This window comes from Stenotrophomonas sp. 96582_Sma, assembly GCF_056480905.1.
Window position 1 is genome coordinate 4,018,865 of record NZ_CM151122.1, and the last position, 17,611, is coordinate 4,036,475.

General features: G+C 66.1%; 18 protein-coding genes. 7 read left to right on the forward strand and 11 right to left on the reverse strand.

Features of this window, described 5'->3' with window-relative positions; all coding sequences use genetic code 11:
• The first annotated feature begins 3 nt into the window (after positions 1–3).
• On the forward strand, positions 4–1,293 hold the full coding sequence (gene hemL, locus ACZK2R_RS18770) for a glutamate-1-semialdehyde 2,1-aminomutase (RefSeq protein ID WP_180838346.1): 1,290 nt from the start codon (positions 4–6) through the stop codon (positions 1,291–1,293).
• Positions 1,294–1,424: 131 nt separating this feature from the next.
• Here the strand turns inward: hemL and azu are convergent, their stop codons facing one another.
• On the reverse strand, positions 1,425–1,874 hold the full coding sequence (gene azu, locus ACZK2R_RS18775; RefSeq protein ID WP_110713511.1) for an azurin: 450 nt from the start codon (positions 1,872–1,874) through the stop codon (positions 1,425–1,427).
• 123 nt (positions 1,875–1,997) lie between these two features.
• On the opposite strand from azu, the gene ACZK2R_RS18780 reads away from it, so the two are divergent.
• Complete coding sequence (locus ACZK2R_RS18780; protein ID WP_180838347.1) at positions 1,998–2,600, forward strand: HAD-IA family hydrolase; 603 nt, start codon at positions 1,998–2,000, stop codon at positions 2,598–2,600.
• Between the two features lie 53 nt (positions 2,601–2,653).
• Here ACZK2R_RS18780 and ACZK2R_RS18785 read toward each other — a convergent pair whose 3' ends face one another.
• On the reverse strand, positions 2,654–3,880 hold the full coding sequence (locus tag ACZK2R_RS18785) for an acetylornithine transaminase (protein ID WP_164222719.1): 1,227 nt from the start codon (positions 3,878–3,880) through the stop codon (positions 2,654–2,656).
• Positions 3,881–3,943: 63 nt separating this feature from the next.
• On the opposite strand from ACZK2R_RS18785, the gene ACZK2R_RS18790 reads away from it, so the two are divergent.
• Entirely contained in the window at positions 3,944–4,816 is an 873-nt protein-coding gene (locus ACZK2R_RS18790) for an ion transporter (RefSeq protein ID WP_180838348.1), read from the forward strand.
• 55 nt (positions 4,817–4,871) lie between these two features.
• Here ACZK2R_RS18790 and ACZK2R_RS18795 read toward each other — a convergent pair whose 3' ends face one another.
• Positions 4,872–5,864, reverse strand: a complete 993-nt coding sequence (locus tag ACZK2R_RS18795; protein WP_180838349.1) for a YiiG family protein — start codon at positions 5,862–5,864, stop codon at positions 4,872–4,874.
• A 93-nt stretch (positions 5,865–5,957) separates the two neighbouring features.
• On the reverse strand, positions 5,958–6,776 hold the full coding sequence (locus ACZK2R_RS18800) for an SDR family oxidoreductase (protein WP_180838350.1): 819 nt from the start codon (positions 6,774–6,776) through the stop codon (positions 5,958–5,960).
• A 108-nt stretch (positions 6,777–6,884) separates the two neighbouring features.
• On the opposite strand from ACZK2R_RS18800, the gene ACZK2R_RS18805 reads away from it, so the two are divergent.
• Positions 6,885–7,568, forward strand: coding sequence for a hypothetical protein (locus ACZK2R_RS18805; RefSeq protein ID WP_180838351.1), 684 nt, complete (start codon positions 6,885–6,887; stop codon positions 7,566–7,568).
• Between the two features lie 141 nt (positions 7,569–7,709).
• Here ACZK2R_RS18805 and ACZK2R_RS18810 read toward each other — a convergent pair whose 3' ends face one another.
• The 4 genes from ACZK2R_RS18810 to ACZK2R_RS18825 form a co-directional block, all read right to left on the reverse strand.
• Positions 7,710–8,213, reverse strand: a complete 504-nt coding sequence (locus ACZK2R_RS18810) for a hypothetical protein (RefSeq protein WP_180838352.1) — start codon at positions 8,211–8,213, stop codon at positions 7,710–7,712.
• Positions 8,213–8,542, reverse strand: coding sequence for a hypothetical protein (locus ACZK2R_RS18815; RefSeq protein WP_180838353.1), 330 nt, complete (start codon positions 8,540–8,542; stop codon positions 8,213–8,215). The genes ACZK2R_RS18810 and ACZK2R_RS18815 overlap by 1 nt, the downstream gene beginning before the upstream one ends.
• A 183-nt stretch (positions 8,543–8,725) precedes the next feature.
• A complete protein-coding gene (locus ACZK2R_RS18820) occupies positions 8,726–9,214 on the reverse strand; it encodes a DUF2867 domain-containing protein (RefSeq protein WP_429000080.1) in 489 nt (162 codons plus the stop codon).
• A 14-nt stretch (positions 9,215–9,228) separates the two neighbouring features.
• Positions 9,229–9,891, reverse strand: coding sequence for a serine/threonine-protein kinase (locus tag ACZK2R_RS18825; protein WP_180838355.1), 663 nt, complete (start codon positions 9,889–9,891; stop codon positions 9,229–9,231).
• An 85-nt stretch (positions 9,892–9,976) separates the two neighbouring features.
• Here ACZK2R_RS18825 and ACZK2R_RS18830 point away from each other — a divergent pair, with 85 nt between their 5' ends.
• Positions 9,977–11,971: a bifunctional DedA family/phosphatase PAP2 family protein gene (locus ACZK2R_RS18830; RefSeq protein WP_180838356.1), complete on the forward strand. Its 1,995-nt coding sequence runs from the start codon at positions 9,977–9,979 to the stop codon at positions 11,969–11,971.
• Between the two features lie 308 nt (positions 11,972–12,279).
• Here the strand turns inward: ACZK2R_RS18830 and ACZK2R_RS18835 are convergent, their stop codons facing one another.
• From ACZK2R_RS18835 to ACZK2R_RS18845, 3 genes are all read right to left on the reverse strand, one after another.
• Entirely contained in the window at positions 12,280–12,858 is a 579-nt protein-coding gene (locus ACZK2R_RS18835) for an LON peptidase substrate-binding domain-containing protein (protein ID WP_032128383.1), read from the reverse strand.
• Positions 12,855–14,219, reverse strand: a complete 1,365-nt coding sequence (gene mpl, locus ACZK2R_RS18840) for a UDP-N-acetylmuramate:L-alanyl-gamma-D-glutamyl-meso-diaminopimelate ligase (protein WP_180838357.1) — start codon at positions 14,217–14,219, stop codon at positions 12,855–12,857. The genes ACZK2R_RS18835 and mpl overlap by 4 nt, the downstream gene beginning before the upstream one ends.
• A 328-nt stretch (positions 14,220–14,547) precedes the next feature.
• Positions 14,548–15,111 carry an adenylate kinase gene (locus tag ACZK2R_RS18845; RefSeq protein WP_032128385.1) on the reverse strand — a complete coding sequence of 188 codons (564 nt, stop codon included), beginning with the start codon at positions 15,109–15,111 and terminating at the stop codon, positions 14,548–14,550.
• Positions 15,112–15,247: 136 nt separating this feature from the next.
• Between ACZK2R_RS18845 and ACZK2R_RS18850 the strand changes: the two genes are divergently transcribed.
• Both ACZK2R_RS18850 and ACZK2R_RS18855 read left to right on the forward strand, forming a co-directional pair.
• Positions 15,248–16,504: a 6-phosphofructokinase gene (locus tag ACZK2R_RS18850; RefSeq protein WP_049421714.1), complete on the forward strand. Its 1,257-nt coding sequence runs from the start codon at positions 15,248–15,250 to the stop codon at positions 16,502–16,504.
• 205 nt (positions 16,505–16,709) lie between these two features.
• Entirely contained in the window at positions 16,710–17,504 is a 795-nt protein-coding gene (locus ACZK2R_RS18855) for a hypothetical protein (RefSeq protein WP_049400701.1), read from the forward strand.
• Positions 17,505–17,611: the final 107 nt, after the last annotated feature.

Consider the following 17,611-nt stretch of genomic DNA (forward strand, 5'->3'; position numbering starts at 1 on the left):
CGCATGAACCACGACCAGTCCCACGCCCTGTTCTCCCGCGCCCAGCAGCTGCTGCCGGGCGGCGTCAATTCGCCGGTGCGCGCGTTCAAATCGGTCGGCGGCGAACCGTTCTTCGTCGAGCGCGCCGATGGCGCCTACCTGTACGACGTCGATGGAAACCGCTACATCGATTACGTCGGTTCCTGGGGCCCGATGATCGTCGGCCACAACCACCCGGCCGTGCGCCAGGCGGTGAAGAAGGCGATCGACAATGGCCTGTCCTTCGGTGCGCCGTGCGCGGCCGAAGTCACCATGGCCGAGACCATCACCCGCCTGGTGCCGTCGTGCGAGATGGTGCGCATGGTCAACTCCGGCACCGAGGCTACGTTGTCGGCCATCCGCCTGGCGCGCGGTGCCACCGGCCGCAACCGCATCGTCAAGTTCGAAGGCTGCTACCACGGCCATGGCGACTCGTTCCTGGTCAAGGCCGGCAGTGGCATGCTGACCCTGGGCGTGCCGACCTCGCCGGGCGTGCCGGCCGGCCTGAGCGAACTAACCCTGACCCTGCCCTACAACGACTTCGAAGCGGCTACTGCCCTGTTCGAACAGCAGGGTGACGACATCGCCGGCCTGATCATCGAACCGGTGGTCGGCAACGCCAACTGCATTCCGCCACGCGAGGGTTACCTGCAGCACCTGCGCGAACTGTGCACGAAGCATGGCGCGCTGCTGATCTTCGACGAAGTGATGACCGGTTTCCGCGTTGCCCTTGGCGGTGCACAGGCGCACTACGGCATCACCCCGGACCTGACCACCTTCGGCAAGATCATCGGCGGCGGCATGCCGGTGGGTGCCTACGGCGGCCGCCGCGAACTGATGCAGCAGATCGCCCCGGCCGGCCCGATCTACCAGGCCGGCACGCTGAGCGGCAATCCGGTGGCGATGGCCGCCGGCCTGGCGATGCTGGAACTGATCCAGCAGCCGGGCTTCCACGCCGACCTGGCCGAGCGCACCGCGCGCCTGTGTGCCGGCCTGGAAGCGGCCGCCGCCGACGCCGGCGTGGTCGTGACCACCACCTGCGTGGGCGCGATGTTCGGGCTGTTCTTCACCAGTGAAAAAGTGGAGACCTATGCGCAGGCCACCGCCTGTGACATTCCGGCGTTCAACCGCTTCTTCCACGCAATGCTGGAGCAGGGCGTGTTCCTGGCCCCGTCGGCGTACGAGGCCGGCTTCCTGTCCAGCGCTCACGATGACGCGGTGATCGAGGCCACCCTCGCCGCTGCATGCGTGGCGTTCAAGGCCGCCAAGGGCTGAGCCCGCTCTGCACGAAAAAGGGGACGGAGGGGATTAAGTCGTTTGTGCACAAACGACTTAATCCCCTCCGTCCCCTTTTTCATCCACGCATGGCGTGGATCTACTGGTAGAGCCACGCCATGCGTGGCTGCTCAACCGAAGACGAACTTGCCCTTCATCATCGCGAAGTGGCCGGGGAACGAGCAGAAGAAGGTGTAGTCGCCCCCCTTCTGCAGGCCCTGGGTGGAAAAGCGCACGCGCGTGGTCTCGCCGCCGCCGATCACCTTGGTGTGCGCCAGCACGCGCTTGTCGGCCTTCGGCAGGTAGCTGTCGGCCAGGGTCATGCGCATGCCGGCCATCGCTACCGGCTGGTAATCAGCGCTGCGGGTCAGTACCCAGTTGTGGCCCATCGCGGTGACAGCCAGCTTGCCGGTATGGCGCAGGGTCAGATCCACGGCGGTGCAGTCGGCCGCCACCTTGATCTCGCGGCTGCTGAAGCTCATCTGGTCGGTGCTGTCGATGCTGACCGCACATACCCGCGCCATCGCCGACGGCGCCAGCATCAGCGCGCCCAGTCCCACTGCCACCATCCAAGCCTTCATCGTTGCATCTCCTGCGGATTCAAGCGCCATTCTAGGCAGGCCCCTGCGGCCGCGTCTGCGACCGTCTGTCGCATGGCTGCTCCAGGGTTTCCCGCGTGTTCACTGCAATGGCATGCTCGACCAATGCGGATCGACCTGTTGCTGCTGGATGTGGATGGCGTGCTGGTGCAGTACCAGCGCGCGCAGCGCGTGCTGCACCTTGCGCAGGCGCTGGATGTCATGCCGGAAACCGTGCAGGCCGCGCTGTACGACAGCGGGCTGGAAGCGGCACATGACAATGGCACGCTGGATGGTCCGGCCTACCTGGCACGGCTGTGCGCACTGCTGGGCAGACCCGCCGATGTGACGACATGGACCGCCGCACGCCAGGCCGCCAGCCATCCGCAGCGCGCGGTGCTGCAGCGACTGCAGACACTGCAGTTGCCGATGGCAGTGCTGACCAACAACGGCGCGCTGATGCAACAGGCCTTGCCCACCCTGCTACCGGAACTGTTCCCTGCCCTGCAGGACCGCGTGTTCTGCAGCGCCGATTTCGGCCTGCGCAAACCGGCGCCGGAAGTCTTCCTGCGCACGCTTGAGGTACTCGGCGTGGCACCTGCGCGCACGCTGTTCGTCGATGACCTGTTCGCCAACGTGCGCGGCGCACGCGCCGCCGGCCTGCACGCGGAAACCGTGCGCGATGGCCGTGGGCTGGGCAAGGTGTTGAAGCGTTACGCGGTGGGCTGATCGGGGTCAGAGCCCTCCCTGCAGGAGAGGGATCCGACCCCGACGCCAGGGCGTCAGCGCGCGGCGATGAACGCGGCAATTGCCGCGCGCAGGCGCTTCAGGCCTTCGGCCACTTCTTCGTCGGTGATGTTCAGCGACGGCACGAATCGCAGCACGTCCGGGCCGGCCTGCAGGGTCAGCAGCCCCTGCCCGGCAGCGTGGTCGAGGATCGCACCAGCCTGGCCGGCGAAGTCCTTGCTCAGCACCGCACCCAGCATCAGGCCGCGACCACGCACCTCGCTGAACACGCCGAACTCTTCGTTGATGCGCGCGAAGCCATCGCGCAGCGCCTTCGACTGGCGGCTGACGTTGGCGGCGATCTCCGACGAGGCCAGCTTGCGCAGCGCCACGCGGGCCACCGCAGCGGCCAGCGGGTTGCCACCGAAGGTGGTGCCGTGCGCGCCAAACTGCATGGTCTCGGCCACCTTCGGGCCGGCCAGCATCGCACCGATCGGGAAGCCGCCACCCAGTGCCTTGGCCAGGGTGACCATGTCCGGCACCACGTCGTCCTGCCAGTGCGCGAACAGCGTACCGGTACGGCCCATGCCGGCCTGGATCTCGTCGAGCACCAGCAGCGCGTTGTGCTGGTCGCACAGCTCGCGCACGCGCTTGAGGAAACCGGACTTGGCCGGCATCACGCCGCCCTCGCCCTGGATCGGCTCCAGCATCACCGCCGCCACATCGCCGGCGGCCATCGCGGTTTCCAGCTGCACCTCATCGTTGAAATCGATGTAGCGGAAGCCACCGGGCAGCGGCTCGTAGCCTTCCTGGTACTTCGGCTGGGCGGTGGCGGTCACCGCGCCCATGGTGCGGCCGTGGAAGCTGCCGCGGAAGGTGATGATCACCCGCTTGTCGGCCGGACGCCCCTGGCTGGAGGCCCACTTGCGGACCATCTTGATCGCCACTTCATTGGCTTCGGCGCCGGAATTGCACAGGAACACGCGCTCGGCGAAGCGGCTGGCCTTCACCAGCTCCTCGGCCAGGTGCAGCGGCGGCGCGCTGTAGAACACGTTGCTGGTGTGCCAGAGCTTGCCGGCCTGCTCGACCAGCGCGGCCACCAGGTCCGGGTCGTTGTGGCCCAGGCCGCACACGGCGATGCCGGCAGCCAGGTCGATGAACTCACGGCCCTGGCTGTCCCACACGCGGGCGCCCTGGCCTCGCTCCAGTACCACCTGGCGGGGCTTGTAGACCGGCAGGTAATAGTGCGAAAGGGAGATCAGCGGATCGGTAGCGGCGGTCATGGCAGTCGGCAGGGTTCAGGAATCCCCATTCTCGCGCCGGAACCCCTGCGGCACAATGCGCCCATGCGACCGTTTTCCGCCCCCCAGCTGAACCCCGCCACCGAGACCGGCTGGCGCCGTCGGTGGTTCGACATCATCTACCGCCACGACTCGCGGCCCTCGCGCAATTTCGACCTGATCCTGGTGGTGGCGATCGTCGCCAGCATCCTGGTGGTGATGATCGACAGCGTGCAGCACCTGCATGCCGAATGGTCCACCGGCCTGTACATCCTGGAATGGGCCTTCACGATCATCTTCACCGCCGAGTACCTCCTGCGACTGGCGGTGGTCAAGCGCCCGCTGCGTTACGCGGTGAGCATCTGGGGCATCATCGACCTGCTGTCGATCCTGCCCGCCTACCTGTCGATGTTCATCCCCGGCGCGCAGAGCCTGCTGGTGGTGCGCGCGCTGCGCATCCTGCGCGTGTTCCGCATCCTCAAGCTGACCCGCTACATCGAGGAAAGCGGCGTCCTGATGACGTCGCTGTGGCGCAGCCGGCGCAAGGTGCTGGTGTTCCTGTTCACGGTGATCACCATCACCATCATCGCCGGTGCGCTGATGTACGTGATCGAAGGTCCCGAACACGGCTTCACCAACATCCCGGCCAGCATGTACTGGGCGGTGGTGACCATGGCCACGGTCGGCTTCGGCGACATCGTGCCGCAGACCGTGCTTGGCCGCTTCGTCACCTCAGTGCTGATCCTGATCGGCTACAGCATCATCGCCGTGCCCACCGGCATCTACACCGCCGAACTGGCCAGCACCATGCGCGAAGCCGAGCTGGCCGCACGCCGTGATGCACGTGGCTGCCCGGACTGCGGACTGGAAGGACACGAACCGGATGCACGGCACTGCCGCAAGTGCGGTGGCCAGCTGCCGGATGCGTTCAGTCATTGATGCGGGCGCCGGCGATGTACACCGGCGCTCGCTGATCACGCCATGAGCGGGAGCGCTACTGGCGGTTGCTCTGGAAAACGAGCGTGTTGTATTCCTGCATGAGCTTGCTGGCAGAGCCACGCGGCGCCATCGACGGCGAATCAAGCATGCGTCGTTCGAAATCGGTGTAAGGCTTTTTCTCGCTGACGCGCTGCAGCCGCTCCTTGCCTTCGCGCCGGAAATTCTCGGCCCCACGCTCGAAGCCTTCCCAGTCCGACTTGCCCGGTTCCTGGTCGGCAACCTTGGCGTGCGCTTCATCGGAAATGCGGTTGAAGGCATCCAGGCGTTCGCGGGCCTTGGCCTGATCGAAATCATCCTCGCTCATCAGATCCATGATGGCCTTGGCTTCCAGCATCATCGCCAGACGGTAGTACTCGCGCGTGCGCCCCTCGGCCTGTTCCAGCGCCTTGAGCTGCTCGCGCTGGGCGGCGTCGTTCTGGCGCTCCAGCTCGGCATTGAACGTTTCGCTGGCAGCCACGAAATCCTTGAAGGCGGCCATCAAGGGCGCGTGCAGCTGCTTGCCCTTGGCGAACTGGTCGTCTTCGTAGTCCTGGCGATCGTAGTAGTCATGCGCGTCCTTGCTGACCGGCACCAGCGCCTTCAGCGCCTGCTGGTAGTGACCTGCAGCCGCATCGAGTTCGGCCAGCGCAGGCTTGGCAGCGATCGCCTCGGTCACCGGGGCGTCGCACTGCTTCATGTCGTAGTCGCTGATCTCGAACGGGCCGTACACGTGCGTCTCGCGTCCGGTCGGGCCAGCGTCGACATCCTTGATCCAGCGCGTGTAGGACTGGATGCTGCCGTGGGTTTTCGAATCCAGCGCGTTGAAGCAGCCGATGTAGGCGTTGAGCTTGGCGGTCAACTGCTGCTGTGTATCGGACGGGACCGTGCTGGCGTCCGGCGTGCCGGAGGCAGCGGCGCCGCCCGCAGCTACGGGTGCCTTGCCACCGCAGGCGGCCAGGATCAACGACAGCGAAGCGGCCAGCGCCGCGACGGAAAGAGTGCGTGACATGTGCTCACATCCTTGTTGAAAACGATTACAGCCACGCATTCTAGCGCAGCAGGCCGAGAGTCGCAGCCCTCGGCTTCTTCCGGCGACGCGCGGTCAATCCAGGAACAGATCCGGCAGCAACGGCCGCGACGGATCCACCGCGTAGCCCGAAAGATCGGTGATACCGGCCTGCGCCAGCACTTCATCGTCGATCAGGAACTGGCCGTGGAAGCCTGCCGCTTCGCGCACCAGCACCGCATGCGCGGCATCGGCCATGATCTGCGGCGTGCGGCAGCCGGCCGCATCCACGCCCGGAATCATGTTGATCGCATCGGTGGCGATCACCGTGCGCGGCCATAGCGCATTCACCGCCACGCCCTGCGGACCGAATTCCGCGGCCAGGCCCAGGGTGACGAAGCTCATGCCCATCTTCGCCAGCGTGTAGCCGGTGTGCGGTGCCCACCACTTCGGCTCCAGGCTCGGCGGCGGCGCCAGAGTCAGGATGTGCGGGTTCGGCGCCTGCTGCAGGTACGGCAGGCAGGCCTGCGCGCACAGGAAGCTGCCGCGCGAATTGACCTGCTGCATCAGGTCGAAACGCTTCATCGGCGTATCCAGCGTGCCGCGCAACCAGATCGCGCTGGCGTTGTTGATCAGGATGTCGATGCCACCGAAGGTATCGACCGTGGCCGCCACCGCCGCCTGCACCTGCTCTTCCTCGCGGATGTCGCACTTCAGCGCCAGGCCCTGGCCGCCGGCCGCCGTTACCGCTTCGGCCGCGGTATGGATGGTGCCCGGCAGCTTCGGGTTCGGCACCGACGACTTGGCTGCAATGGCCACATTGGCGCTGTCGCGCGCAGCGCGCAGTGCGATGGCCAGGCCGATGCCGCGCGAGGCACCGGTGATGAAAAGCGTTTTGCCCTGCAGACTGCCCACGTTCCACACTCCAGCGTATGCAATGAGCCGCTAGTATGCCGCGCCGACGCGGAGTTCACCCGGCCTTGACGATACTCGGGCCTCCAGACAACGCACGAGGTCCACGCCATGCGCCGTTCCCGCCTGTTGCTGCCTGCCCTGGGGCTTGCCCTGCTGACTGCCTGCCAGGGCCGTTCGCCGGAACCCGGAAAGGAGCCGCCCGCCGGTGACGCGCCCAGCGCGGAAAAGGCCGCCGCCGACGGCAAGATGCGCTGGAGCGAGGCGGTGGTCTGGGATGGCGATCTCAACGCCTGCCGCCAGGGCGAGAACGCTGCGACCCGCGATTGCCTGCGTGATGCGATGCGCGCCGGTGGCGCCAGTACCGATGCCGTTACCGCCGCCGAGCAGTTGTCCAGCGGCGGTGAGCTGGCCTATGTGACCGCCTGGCACGAGAACGAAGGACTGGGCATTGCCACGGTCGAGTATCCGTTCCGCGCCAACACCAATGAAGGCACCCGCCTGGTCGATGCCAGCGGCAAGCGCATCGATGTGGATGCCGTGCAGTTGGACGACACCCTGCGTGCCGACCCCGCTGTGCAGGAACTGCTGAAGGCCAACCCGCAGGCCACGCCGTTCGCGCCGGCACAGTCGGCCGGCGCTTCGCCATTGGACAACGGCGGCATCCGCCTGCTGTACCGCACGCCGCTGCGCGACTGCCACGCCTGCCCGGATGTGGGGCAGTTGCAGATCGCCTATGACTTCGATGCCAAGCGCAACTTCATCGGCCAGCAGGTGGTGCCGGCGACGCCGTAAGGCGTTGAGCGTCGCGATGCTGTGGTCGCCGGGCCATGCCCGGCGACATCGACCGAGCGGACCATGGATATTGGCTTTCCCCTGACCAAAAGCCGAACGACGACCAGAGCGGCAGTGCCTCGTATTTCGCGACGGAGAGAATCAAAGGGATCGTCGATAGAATGATTCAGTCGCCAACCGGCTTTCAATTACCGATCTAACATAGGTAGCCCGCGCCTTGCCGGACTGTGAGTACTCGGCAAAAATCGCCATTGCCTCGGACCTCATCTCGGCACCACCGGTGGCCGTAAATACGAAAAATGAGGGCTCAAGATAACCAACAGTCTCTCGCATGAATCGCCTGCACTCATCAAGCGGAAAATCTATGGCGTAATCCGCCCAATCGATGTAGCGCCTCCAGAAAGCAGAAACCCCCCATTTCCCGCGTTTCTCATCAACAAAGAGCTTCAACCCAGAGAGCATATTGGCACATGCATCTACAGTTTCGTCATCCAAATCCAGGGAAGCGACGCGACCGGGATCAACCGCCTGCCAACAGAAAACCATAAAGTCTGCAACAAAGTCCTCTTCACAGCCTTCGAAGAAATTGCTCTTGTACCAAGCAATAGTTTTCGCCACGTCAGCCAATTCATCAGAATCAATCATCATCTCACCTTTCCGACGGTTCCCTCGATGTTGGCGTTGAAGCTTCCAGCCCCCACCAGATCCATCTCGACGCTGGAGCGACGCCGCATCTGCACAGGCAGTGCGTTGTTGCCGGGCAGGCTGACATCGGTCACGGCAAATTCGGTCTTGCCGTTGTAGAGGCTGACACTCTCACCAAAGAGATCGTCCTTCAGCGCGGTCAGATTCTGTGCGGACTCGATGAGCTTGCGATACTCCTGATACGGCTGGACCGCCGAGACCGTTCCCGCACCCACACACAGCACCAGTACCGCAACTGCGCGGTACTGCCAAGCAGAAAATCGACTCACAGCATTCCCCTCGCGTCCGCATGCGAACCCGCGCCAGGGCGGCGCGACGACGCTTCCATGCGACTCTCTCGCTCTCGATTCTAGGTGAGTACCACGAGCAGATGAAAGATGTTTTCAGCGCCAATTATCTGGCGTCTGTGCGCAATCATTGAATTGCGAACAGCATCCACGCATGGCGTGTTTCTACCGGTACAACTGCACCTGCTTCTCCAGCAGATGCGGCACGATCAGCCGATGCACGGGCGCAACCGGCAGCATGTACACGCGCCCGAACGCGTTGTGCGTATGCACCACGGTCGCCACTTCCAGCACGTCGCCCTGCCACTGCAGCGCCAGCTGCACGCGCAGGTGGCGGTCGTCGTCTTCCAGCACGATGGCATCGTCGTCCAGCGACTGCAGGGTGAAGATGCCCAGCCGCTGGCCGGGTTGAGGATCCGCAACAACCTGCACCGCCCGCAACGAGCCCAGGTGCTTCATGCCGAGCAGGCGCATGCCGTGGTTGCGCAGCGCCATCAGCCCATCGAACCAGCCGGGAATGGTCGCGGCCATATCGCGGTAGGCCTGCAGGGCCGAGCGCCCATCGCGACGAGTCGTCGCCTGGCAGGCGTGCACGAAGTCGGCACCGGGCAATTGCGCACGCAGCACACTGCAGGCAGTTGGCGGCCTGCTCACGACGGACGCACTGCTCACGGCTTCGGCCCCTGCCCTTCGTTGTCTTCCCAATGCAGGATGCGGCGGGTGACGAAGCGATAGACCGGCTTGCCGGTAGCAAACCACAGTTCGCGCACCCACGAGGTGCGCTTGAGCAACCGCTTCTCCACCGGGGTGAGCGATTCACGGCAGTACATGCGCTTGTGCTTGAGCAGGTGGCGCAGGTCCTCGCGGGCCAGCAGCCGCATCCAGCGCGAGCGCGGGTTGCCTATCACCGCCAGCTGGAAGTCGATCAGCGCCGGACGACCGTCTTCGGTGACCAGCCAGTTGGCTTCCTTGGCCAGGTCGTTGTGGGCCACGCCATTGCGGTGCAGCTGCTGCAGCAGCCGACGCGCCGAGCGGAACCAGGCCAGGTCACCGCGTGGTGGACGCTGGTACATGGCATCGCCGGCCATGAAGCTGCGGTCGAGATGACGGCCATCCCACGCCAGCAGCTGCGGCACATCGGCCATGCCGTGGATGTGGCGCAGCGCGCGTGCTTCCCGGCGGGCCAGCCACCAGGCCGGCAGCCGCAGCCACAGCGGCGTGGCGCCCAGATCACGGCGCACGAAGGGGCCATCGGGCCCTTTCACAAGAAGGATCTGGCCGAAGCTGTCGGCCTTCAAAGCATGCGGTGGAGCGTCTGGCGTATGCGGCATGAGCCCATTCTAGGCGATGGCGCCGGTTGCAAACGGTCACGAAGCGGCTGGGAACCAGTCACCTTCACGCCCCTATAATCGGGCAATGGACTCTTCATGGATCGACGCCACGCTCGCGTGGATTGCCGCTCACCCCGTGTTGGCGGGTGCCGTTATCTTCCTCATCGCCTTCTGCGATGCGGTCATCATTCTTGGCGCCATCGTGCCGGCGCTGCCGTTGCTGTTCGCGGTGGGCGTGTTCATCGGCCTGGGCCAGATCTCCGGGCCGTACGCGGTTGCGGCTGCAGCCCTGGGCGCCTTTGCCGGCGACGGCATCAGCTACTGGATCGGCCGCCGTTGGGGTGACCGACTGCGCGGCGTCTGGCCGTTCAGCCGCTACCCGCAGCTGCTCGACCGCGGCGAGAACCTGTTCCGCCGCAATGCCTTCAAGAGCATCCTGATCGCACGCTACGTCGGCGCGATCCGACCGTTCGTGCCGGCCATCGCCGGCATGATGAAGATGCCCGCCAGCCGTTACGTGCAGGCCAGCGGCATCGCCAGCATCTCCTGGGCGGTGCTGTTCCTGGCGCCGGGCTGGATCCTCGGCGAAGCCTACGACGCAGTCGCGGCGGTGGCCGGGCGTCTGGTGGTGGTGGTCGGCCTGCTGGCGGTGATCCTCAGCCTGGTCTGGGCCATCGTGCTGTACGGCTACCGCTGGTCGGCCGCGCGCATGGACAACTGGCTGGCGCGCCTGCTGGACTGGTCCAACCGTCATCCGACGCTGGGCCGCTACACCGTTGGCGTGCTGGACCCGAAGCGCCGCGAGTCGGTGCCGCTGGCGATGCTGGCACTGATGCTGCTGGTGCTGGGCTGGGGCTGGTTCGCGCTGCTGACCGTGGTAGTTGCGCATGGGGAGCCGCTGGCAATCGATCTGCTGGTGCACCAGGCCATGCTGGCACTGCGCAACCCGCTGGCCGACTACCCGATGGCCGCGCTGGCTTCGCTGGGGGCGTGGCAGGTACTGCTGCCGGCCACCGCTGCGGCGATGGGCTACCTGATCTGGCGACGGCGCTGGATGGCGGCCGCGCACTGGCTGGCCGCCCTCGCCTTCGGCCTGGCGCTGACCATGCTGCTGGGCGCCACCGTGGATGTGGTGCGCCCGATCGATGCCAGCAGCGGCTTCGGCTTCCCGTCGGTGTCGGTGACCATGGCCACCATCACCTTCGGCTTCTTCGCGGTGCTGATCGCCCGCGAGATGCCCGGCCGCACCCGCGTCTGGCCGTACCTGGTGTCGGGCATCGTGGTCAGCCTGATCGGCTTCTCGCGCCTGTACCTGGGCGCGCATTGGCTGAGCGATGTGATCGGCGGCATGCTGTTCGGCACGTTCTGGCTGCTGGTGCTGGGCATCGCCTACCGCCGCCGCTTCAACCGCTCGTTCTGGGTGAAGCCGGTGGCCTGGCTGTTCTACGGCGTATTCGCCGTGGCGGCGATGTGGTACGCGCCGCGCCACATTCCGGTGAAGCTGGAGCGTTTCGAGCCGACCCTGCCGGCACCGCAGGCGATGGATGCGCAGGCCTGGTGGCAGCACGACTGGGCCACGCTGCCGGCGCGCCGCAACGAGTTCGACGACGACCAGCGCTGGCCGCTGGACGTGCAGGTGGCGGGCCCGCTGGCGCCGCTGCAGGCGCAGCTGGAAGCCCGCGGCTGGAAGCGGCAGGAGCAGGCCGGCTGGCAGCAGGCGCTGCTGATGCTGGACAAGAACACCGGCGCCGATGAGCTGCCGGTATTGCCGGCAACGCTGGACACCCGCGTGGAAGCCTTGCTGATGGTGCGCCAGGGCGCGAAGCCGGATGAGCGCTATGTGCTGCGCTTGTGGCCGGCACCCGCGCAGCTGCAGCCGGGCAACACGCCGCTGTGGCTGGGCAGTGCACAGACCCTGCGTTACGAGCGCCACTTCGAATGGATCGGCATGTGGCACCCGCTGCGGGGTGTCGACCCGGCGTTGAACGCGGTGAAGGACGCCGTGCAGGACCTGCCGCAGCGGGAGGATGTGCACAGCGAAACCGGGCTGCCGGTGTTGCGGTTGAAGACCATGCCGTGATCGAGCCGGTGCTTCTCTGGTAGTCGCCAACCTTGGTTGGCGCTTCGGGTGAAGGCTGCCAACCAAGGTTGGCAACTACTGGTTCCGGCGCGCTCTGTCCGTCGCCAACCCTGGCGTTTCCCGGTTCCGCTGCGCTCTGGTAGTCGCCAACCTTGGTTGGCGTTTCCCGGTTCCGCCGTGCTCTGGTAGTCGCCAACCTTGGTTGGCGTTTCCCGGTTCCGGCGCGCTCTGGCTGTCGCCAACCCAGGTTGGCGTTTCCCGGTTCCGCTGCGCTCTGGTAGTGGCCAACCTTGGTTGGCGGTTATCGGCTACGGCATCCAGCCCAGCAACTGCTGCAACCGCTGGTGCGGGTCATCCATCTGCAGCAGCTGCAGGCGCTGCTGCTCGCTCAGCGGCAGCAGTTCGGCCAGCCGCCAGCCGACCCAGCTGGCCTGGTCCAGCAACGCCGGGTTGGCCGGCGCATAGGCCTCGCCGGCCTGTTCGATGATGTGACCCAGCACCGTGGCCAGCAGCGCATGCTGCGGCCGTAGCTCATCGTCCGGGTCTTCATCACACCAACGCACGTCGGCCACCACCAGGCCGTTGTCGCGCACGCGGGTGCGCTCGACATGGAAGCGGCGGGTGCCACGCAGGCGCAACTGCAGCACGCCGTCGGCGCCGACATCGAAGTCTTCGATGCGTACCTGCACGCCATAGGCGGCCGGCGTTGCTGGTGCGCCGACTTCCTCGCCATCGAGGATCAGACAGACACCAAACCCCTCACCACTGCGGCCGCTGTCGCGGACCAGGTCCAGATAGCGGCGCTCGAACACGCGCAGGCCTACCGCCGCACCCGGCACCAGCGTGGTGTGCAGCGGAAACAGCGGCAGCGAACCGTCGACGCTCATCGGGCCTGCAGCGCGGCCAGGAAACGGCGCGGTGCACCGTCGAAGCCACCATTGGACATGAACACCACGTGGTCACCACTGCGCGCGCTGGCCTGCAATTGCGCCAGCAGCGCGTCGGTATCGGGCACGGCGTGCGCTTCGCCACGCACCGCAGCGATCACCGCAGCGGCATCCCAGGCCAGTTCCGGACGATGCAGGAACACCACTTCATCGGCCAGCGCCAGCGACGGTGCCAGCGCCTGCGCATGTGCGCCCAGCCGCATCGAATTGCTGCGCGGCTCCATCGCGACCACGATGCGCGCATCACCCACCTTGGCACGCAGGCCTTCCAGTGTGGTGGCGATCGCGGTCGGGTGATGGGCGAAATCGTCGTAAATGGTGATGCCGTCATGCTGGCCGATCACTTCCATGCGGCGCTTGACGCTGCGGAAGCGTGACAACGCAGGAATCACGTCGGCCGGTGCCACGCCCACCGCATGCGCGGCAGCCAACGCAGCCAGGCCGTTGAGCACGTTGTGGCGGCCCAGCAACGACCACTGCACGTCGCCCATTGCCTGCCCGCGGTGATGCACGCGGAAGGCGCTGCCATCGGCGGCCAGCAGCTCGGCATGCCATTCCAGCGACGGATCGAATCCGAAGCGTTCGACCGGCGTCCAGCAGCCCATCGCCAGCACTTCGGCCAGATGCTGATCCTCGCCGTTGACGATCAGTCGGCCACGCGCCGGCACCGTGCGCACCAGATGGTGGAACTGGCGCTGGATCGCGGCCACGTCGGGGAAGATATCGGCGTGGTCGTATTCAAGGTTGTTGAGGATGGCCACCAGCGGCCGGTAGTGCACGAACTTGCTGCGCTTGTCGAAGAAGGCGGTGTCGTACTCGTCGGCCTCGACCACGAACTCGCGGCCCTGGCCCAAGCGGGCCGAGACGCCGAAATCCTCGGCGACGCCGCCGATCAGGAAACCGGGTGAACGACCGGCGCTTTCCAGCAGCCAGGTGAGGATGGTGGTGGTGGTGGTCTTGCCGTGGGTACCGGCCACGGCCAGGGTGTCGCGGCCCGGCAGCACCTGTTCGGACAGCCACTGGGCGCCGGAGATGTAGCGCTGGCCGGCGTCGAGCACGGCCTCCACGGCCGGGTTGCCGCGCGAGAGCGCGTTGCCGATCACCACCTCGTTGGTGCCGGCCGGCACGCTGTCGGCGCGGTAACCCTGGTCCAGGGTGATGCCCAGCTGTTCGAGCTGGGTCGACATCGGCGGATAGATGGCCTGGTCGCTGCCGCTGACCGTATGGCCCAGTTCCCGCGCCAGGGCGGCCACGCCGCCCATGAAGGTGCCGGCGATTGCAAGGATATGTACGCTGCTCATGACCGAGGATTGTGACCGATGACGGCTGTATAGGGCCAATGTCCGATCCGGGGTAAGACAAGTCCTACACAGGATGTGAGAAAACTCCAATCATCTGTCAGGGAAATCCCGATAGCGATGTTCTGTGAACCCGGACACAATTCGAACTGCCAGCCGCAGTACCCGAACCGGTCCTACTCCCCAAGAGGCCATCCCCAAGGGAGCTCATGCTGCGGGGCCCTGAGCAAGCCCTCTGCTGGCGCCTATCAAACGACACAGGCCTGGTCCTCGCGGACCAGGCCTGTGCTTTTTGCGCCCGAAGGACCGGCAGTGCACCGGCCCTGCAGGATCAACCCTTGATCGCCGCCAGGATGCGGGCTTCGATCTCATCCAGCTCACCGACGCCGTCGACGCGGGCCAGGGTGCCACGACCGGCGTAGAAGTCGACCACCGGGGCGGTCTGGTCGTTGTAGACCTGCAGGCGCTGGCGCACCGCTTCCGGCGTGTCATCGGCGCGGCCCTGCTCCTTAGCACGACCGGCGATGCGCTCGACCAGCAGCTCGGTGGCCACGTCCAGCTGCACCACGGCATCCAGCGGCTGGCCGATCTTGGCCAGCAGGCCGTCCATCGCATTGGCCTGGGCCACATTGCGCGGGTAGCCATCGAGGATGAAGCCCTTGGCGACATCGGCCTGGGTCAGGCGCGACTCCAGCATGCCCAGCAGGATGTCGTCCGACACCAGGTTGCCGGCATCCATCACCGTCTTGGCCTGCTTGCCCAGCTCCGTGCCCGCGGCGATTTCCGCGCGCAGCATGTCACCGGTCGAAATGTGGGCGATCCCCAGCTTTTCCTTCAGGCGCGTCGCCTGTGTCCCCTTGCCCGAACCGGGCGGTCCCAACAGAACCAATCGCATTGACCTGACTCCAACGTGTTGAAAACAAAGAAGGTTCGCGTCCCGGACGGACCGGTATCGCTGCACCGCAATAGCGCCACTTTACCGCATCCGGGTAATGTCCCTGCAATGTCCCCTCCCCCGAGCAGGTAGAAGCATGCGCAACGGTACTCTCCTTTATGCCCAGTCCGGCGGTGTCACCGCAGTCATCAATGCCACTGCAGCGGCGGTGATCGAGCAGGCCCGGGCCAAGGGCATCAAGGTCCTGGCCGCCCGCAACGGCATCCTCGGCGCGCTGCGCGAGGAACTGATCGATACCAGCAAGGAGAGTGCTGCGGCCATCCGCGCCCTCGCCCACACCCCGGGCGGCGCCTTCGGTTCGTGCCGGGTCAAGCTGAAATCGCTGGACGCCGACCGTGCCCGCTACGACCGCCTGCTGGAAGTGCTGCGCGCGCACGACGTGCGCTGGTTCCTCTACAACGGCGGCAACGACTCGGCCGACACCGCGCTGAAGGTCTCGCAGCTGGCCAAGGCCTCCGGCTACGACCTGACCTGCATTGGCGTGCCCAAGACCATCGACAACGATCTGGCGGTGACCGACACCTGTCCCGGCTTCGGCTCGGCGGCCAAATACACCGCCGTGTCGGTGCGCGAGGCGGCGCTGGACGTGGCGGCAATGGCCGAGACCTCCACCCGTGTCTTCATCTACGAGGCCATGGGCCGCCACGCCGGCTGGCTGGCTGCGGCCGCCGGTCTGGCCGGCAACGGCGATGACGAAGCGCCGCACATCATCCTGCTGCCCGAACGCGCCTATGACGAAGCAGCGTTCCTGGCCAAGGTCAAGGCGGTGGTCGAGCGCGTCGGCTACTGCGTGGTGGTGGCGTCGGAAGGCATCGCCACCGCCGATGGCCGCTTCGTCGCCGACGCGGGCGGCGGCAAGGACTCGTTCGGTCACTCGCAGCTGGGCGGCGTGGCCGCGCACCTGGCCGGCCGGGTCAAGGACCAGCTGGGCCTGAAGGTGCACTGGGCGCTGCCCGACTACCTGCAGCGCTCGGCCCGCCACCTGGCCAGCAAGACCGACTGGGAGCAGGCGCAGGCGGTCGGCAAGGCCGCCGTGCAGCTGGCGCTGAAGGGCCAGAACGGTGTGATGCCGGTGATCGTGCGCAGCAGCGATGCGCCCTATCGCTGGAAGATCGAAGCGGCGCCGCTGTCGAAGATCGCCAATCATGAAAAGAAGATGCCCGCCGGCTTCATCCGCCGCGACGGCTTCGGCATCACCGCCAAGGCACGCGCCTACCTGTCGCCGCTGATCAAGGGCGAAGCCCCGCTGCCGTACGGCACCGACGGCCTGCCGAAGTACGTGACGCTGAAGAACGTGGCCGTGAAGCAGAAGCTGCCGGCCTTCGAGGGCTGAGCCGAAAAAGGGGACGGAGGGGATTAAGTCGTATACGCCCCTTTGTGTTGAGCCCTGTGCGGAGCGCAGGGCACATTGCGGCGGCCTTCGAAGCACCCCACAATCGGGCTCCGGCCCGGGGCAAAGGGGCCGCCGCAAGCCAGATTCGACGCTGCCCGGCCTTCAAGGCCCGGGCCTGTGCTGCCATTTCACAAGGACTGTAACCATGAAGCACCCGATCCTGATCGCCGCGCTGCTGTGCGGTGCCGCCGCGCCGGCCTTCGCTGCGACCTGCGAAAGCAACTTCCAGAAGAAGGGCAATCCCTTCGTCGGCACGACCTTCACCTCATCGGTCACCCATCCAGACCTGACCGTGGCCAGTGCCATCGGCCAGATGCGGGTGATCGCCAAGAACGCCAACATGGACGTCCTCAGCGAGGACGTGGAAGGCGGCTCGATGCTGATCGAAGAGCCGGAATCCATGGCCCACAAGCCGATTCCGATGATCATCAGTGCCACCTCCGAAGGCGGCCAGGGCACCGTCGGCATGGTGGTGAAGGTCAACAAGGGCGCCATTGCCTCGGCCGACGGCGTGCGCGAAGAAATGTGCAAGCTGCTCAACCAGATCAAGCCGGGCAAGGCTGGCGAACAGGCGGCCAAGGCCACTCCGCAGGCGTCGGTGGTGACGATTGCCGCCGACCGCTTCGGCTTCCAGCTGCGCAACCAGAACAAGGACAACCCGGCCGCGGTCGAGCCGCGCTACAAGGGCAAGACCTACGCCATCACCGGTCGCATCACCTCCGTGCTGCGCAGTGGCGGCACCTACAACACCAGCTTCGACCTGCCCAGCGATGGCAGCATCGACTTTGAGCGCGTGGCCATTTCCTGCTCGTTCGCAGCCAACCAGGCCGCGTATGCGCTGGCCCTGCGCCCGCGCGAGAAGGTGACACTGACTGGTGTGGTCGACAGCTACGACCAGATTGGTCGTGTGTTGTGGTTGAAGGACTGCCGCGGCAACTGATCGCTGCCAGCATGGGAAAAGGCCCGGGTGCGCAGGCGCCCGGGCCTTTTCGTTTCCACAGCGGTTCACACCTGGCGCACGTGCATCGCAGGATGATGGATGCCCCG